This window comes from Victivallis sp., assembly GCF_048170485.1.
Taxonomy (GTDB): Bacteria; Verrucomicrobiota; Lentisphaeria; order Victivallales; family Victivallaceae; genus Victivallis.
The window spans coordinates 1-3764 of sequence record NZ_DBEXAY010000060.1 but is presented as its reverse complement, the minus strand read 5'-3'; the positions used below and the strand labels follow the sequence as shown (position 1 = coordinate 3764).

General features: G+C 61.4%; 3 protein-coding genes and 1 tRNA gene. 1 reads left to right on the top strand and 3 read right to left on the bottom strand.

Annotated elements, in window-relative coordinates:
- Window positions 1-73: 73 nt before the first annotated feature.
- Window positions 74-150 (top strand) — tRNA-Arg (locus ACMLHG_RS03165).
- 165 nt (window positions 151-315) lie between these two features.
- Here ACMLHG_RS03165 and ACMLHG_RS03160 read toward each other — a convergent pair.
- From ACMLHG_RS03160 to ACMLHG_RS03150, 3 genes are all read right to left on the bottom strand, one after another.
- The gene (locus tag ACMLHG_RS03160; RefSeq protein WP_417169523.1) at window positions 316-2367 is read right to left on the bottom strand and encodes a sialate O-acetylesterase; all 2052 of its coding nucleotides are present in this window, start codon (window positions 2365-2367) and stop codon (window positions 316-318) included.
- Window positions 2368-2499: 132 nt separating this feature from the next.
- Window positions 2500-3654, bottom strand: coding sequence for a hypothetical protein (locus ACMLHG_RS03155; RefSeq protein ID WP_417169522.1), 1155 nt, complete (start codon window positions 3652-3654; stop codon window positions 2500-2502).
- Window positions 3579-3764: hypothetical protein (locus ACMLHG_RS03150; RefSeq protein WP_417169521.1), on the bottom strand; the 186-nt coding region annotated here is incomplete at its 5' end. The genes ACMLHG_RS03150 and ACMLHG_RS03155, both read right to left, overlap by 76 nt.

Below are 3764 nucleotides of genomic sequence, written 5' to 3'. Positions count from 1 at the left end.
TGTAATTTTTTCACGTTTTGAGCTTGCAAACGCCGATTCCCGGGGTATATTTAAAAACGTTGCATCAATACGTGCACCCATAGCTCAATTGGATAGAGCGTCTGGCTACGGACCAGAAGGTTAGGGGTTCAAATCCCTTTGGGTGTACCACTTTTTTTCTTCGATCTCCAAACTTGAATTCCCCCCGCGTGCGGCCTTGTGTCTTCCGGGGAGGAAGAATGGCATTGTTCCCCTGATGCCGCCGGGAAGACCCGACAAAAAAGCGCCCCCGCGGTCACGAGAACCGGCGGGGACGCGCAAAAAGAGAACGTCCGGTTATTTCACGGCGGCGTAATCAATCGCATCCGAACGGAACGGATAAGCGGGCAGATCCGCCTGGTTGCGGAGGTTGCAGTCCCCGCGATAACCGACGTAGGCGTAACGGACATATTTCGGAGCCGGAACCGACGGAGAACTCACCAGCACCGTATCGCCGTCGATCTTCGCATCGGCCCAGACGAACTTCTTATCCGCGCCAGCCACGGCGAATCCGTTCGGCGCCTTGCCGTCGGAGGTCTTGAGTCCGCCCTCGGCGTTGTCGAAGCTCACCCGGAGCGCGCCGTTTTCCTCCTTCGCCGCGCGGAAGAGCGGGCCGCGGCTGACGATCTTCTTCCCGTAGGCGATCCGCTCCGCCTCCAGCGCCAGACGGCGGCCGACATCCTGCTTGTTGGCCGGGTGGATGTTCGCCGCTTCGCCGATGTCAATCGCACAAGCGAGACCGACGTTCGGAATCTTCAGCATCTGCTGTTGAATGTCCCGGGTCAGCGCGTAGCCGGAGGGGCGGTTGGGGTCGGAGTTTTTCCAGTTGTTGGCGCGGCCGGGTTCGTATCCGGCGAGCTGGACGATCAGGAACGGCATGTCAGGATTGTTCCACTTCGCGCGCCAGTCGGCAATCAGCGCCTTGTGCAGCGGATAGTAGTGCTGCTGCCCGGCGTTGGAGCACCCCTGATACCAGATCACGCCGCGCACCGGGAGTTTGGTCCAGGCATCGGTCATGCCGTTGTAGAGCGCGCCGGGGAACTGGTGGCTCTTGTAGGGAATGTTGATGAATCCCGGGGCGCGTTTCCCGGCAATCGGCTGCTGCCGCTCGTTGTACTCATCGGCCTGCACCCACTTGTTGAGCGCGAACCTCGCCTTGCCGGCGGAGAGGCGGGCCTGCCGGATGCTGTTCATATTGTTGGTGGTCGAGGAGTTGAAGAAGTTCTCGGTCCGCACGGCGATCACATTCTCTCCCGGCTGGAACGCGTCGGCGGCAAGCTCAAGCGAAATCCGCTTGCTCTTCTCCGCGTCGAACGGCTTCCAACCGCCGATCCGTTTGCCGTTGAGATAGACGTCGGCGGTTTCCCCGACCTTGCCGATGGAGAGACGCACCTTCTGGTTCTGCATCGACTTCGGCAGCTGGAACTTCATCCGGTACCAGCGGACGACGAACTTGTTGTAGCGGTCCTGATTGTTCCACTTCTTCCACGCGGAGTCGTCGAAGGCGGGATCCGCCCATCCGGCGGCCCGGCTCTTCGCCGCGGCTTCCGCCTTTTCGAAGTTCGGGTACCACGCCGCCATCTCGCGGCTGAACCGCTCCTGCTCTTTCGCTTCGAACGCCTTCTTCTCCTCGGGCGTCATCTTGAAGCGGTCGATCTGCCCGGCTTCGTGGTCCAGCCCGGCCTGTTTGTAGCCCTCTTCAGAGATCCACGGTTCAATCCGGGTACCGCCCCAGGAGGCGTTGACGAGGCCGATCGGCACCTTGAGATCCTGCCGCAGTTTCCGGCCGAAGAAATAGGCCGTCGCGCTGAAGTAATGGGCGACGTCCGGCGAACACTTCACCCAACCCGTCGCCTGAGAATAGCGGGCGGGCTTCCGGTCGGTCTGCGAGGAGACCAGCCGCTGAAAGGCGTAGCGGATCTGCGGATCGGTGGCGTTGCGCACCTCTTCTTCGCAGTTCTCGGCCGACCAGCCGCGGCGGAAGACCTTGCCGACCGGCATCTGCATGTTGGACTGGCCGGAGCAGAACCACACCTCGCCGACCAGAACGTCGTTGAGGGTCACGCTCTTCTTCCCGTCGGAAATCCGGACCGTATAAGCGGTTTCCCCCGCCTTCACCGCCGGGAACTCGGCGCGCCATTTGCCGTCATCACCGGCCTTGACGGTCACCTTTTTTCCGTTGAACTCGACCGTCACGGAACTCCCGGGATCGGCGGAGCCGAAGAAAGCGATCGGCCTCTCCTGCTGGAGCACCATGTTGGAGGAGAAGACCGGATCGACCTTGAGAGCCGCGACCGCGTCCGCCGCCAGAAACGCCAGCGCGGCGAACAACATCAGAAATCTGCCCATACATTTTCCTTTCCCTGTTGATTGACCGGGCTTGAACCCCGATTTTTATACTCTAACCGGGATTCGGAATCATGTCAAGCTTTTGGGGCAAGAAAAGTCGCAATTCTCTCTCATGGGAATTCTTTCGGATTGTCAGGGAGTCTCCACGGTGACCGCGGCCAGCGCCGGAACCGCACTCTCCCGGGCGGAAACCACGTCGAGTGCACGAATCTCCTTCTCCGGGTGCGGATTCCGCCAGCGGAAACACTGCATGCTCACCACATCCTTCTGCGCGTTGGGAACCTCCACGGCGATCTTCGCATTCGGCGCGGCCTTCGCGCCCCACCAGCCGCAAATATCCCGCTCGCCTACCACGGGGATCTCCAGCGAAGAGCCATCCACGTAATGAATCCGGTAGATGAGTGCCTTCTGCCCCTTCTCTCCCCATCCCATCGTATGGAGAAAATAGAGTGCGGCCGCTTTCCGGTTGACCGGAATCCCCAAAACCTCAGCGGGGAAGTAATCCCGCTCTTTCCCGGCGAGGACGATGACGCCCTTATTCCCGTTGGCGGCAGGGTCGATGATGCGGAACGGCACCCCGGCGAACACCCGGTCCCCCAGCGGCATGTTCGCAAAATCGTTGCCGCCCTGATCGAACCAGCCCCCCTTCCGGTCGCCGGCGATCTCATCCCGGAACGCCATATTGACGAAGCCGGAGAGATCCAGTTTGACGCACTTTTCCGCATTGACGCCGTGCCAGATGCGTTCCTCCTGATAGACCTTCTGCAACCGCTTTCGCTCGGCGGCAAAAGCGGCCAGCGCAGGCTGTTCCTGCCGCTGCTGCTGCCGGAACTCCTCGCGACGCGCTTCAACAGAGACACTCTGTTCCATTCCGGCGGGGCGGGTCCGCTCCAGCGTCAGCACCACCCGCTGCTGCGACGGCAGAACCACTTCAAAGCCGCGGCGCAGCTCCTCCGCGCTCCAGCACTCCTTCTTGCCGTTGAGCAGAATCCGCCGCCGGATCGCGTCGCAGAGGTAGAAACTGCCTCCATCCTCCAGATTCAGCGACACCTTCGCCAGCCGGACCGCAGGATCCCCCATCGCCACCAGAAACACCAGCTTGAAGTCGCCCCGGTCGACGATCTGAAGATCGGTCATCCGGATCGCCCCTTTGCCGTCAGCAGGCGTGATGGTGCCGTAGCGCTTCACGTTGTTCTTCTGCAGAATCGGAATCATCTGCTCCGGCTTCTCCGCATCGATGCGCAGAAATTCCTTCTCCGCCGGCAGCGCGCGGGAGTACTCATCCATGCGAAGCGCATTCCGTTCGGCGCCTTGCCGTCGGAGGTCTTGAGTCCGCCCTCGGCGTTGTCGAAGCTCACCCGGAGCGCGCCGTTTTCCTCCTTCGCCGCGCGGAAAAG

Excerpts from the sequence above, each read along its gene's own strand:
- ACMLHG_RS03160 (WP_417169523.1), bottom strand. The coding sequence starts at position 2,367 with ATGGGCAGATTTCTGATGTTGTTCGCCGCGCTGGCGTTTCTGGCGGCG.
- ACMLHG_RS03155 (WP_417169522.1), bottom strand. The coding sequence starts at position 3,654 with ATGGATGAGTACTCCCGCGCGCTGCCGGCGGAGAAGGAATTTCTGCGC.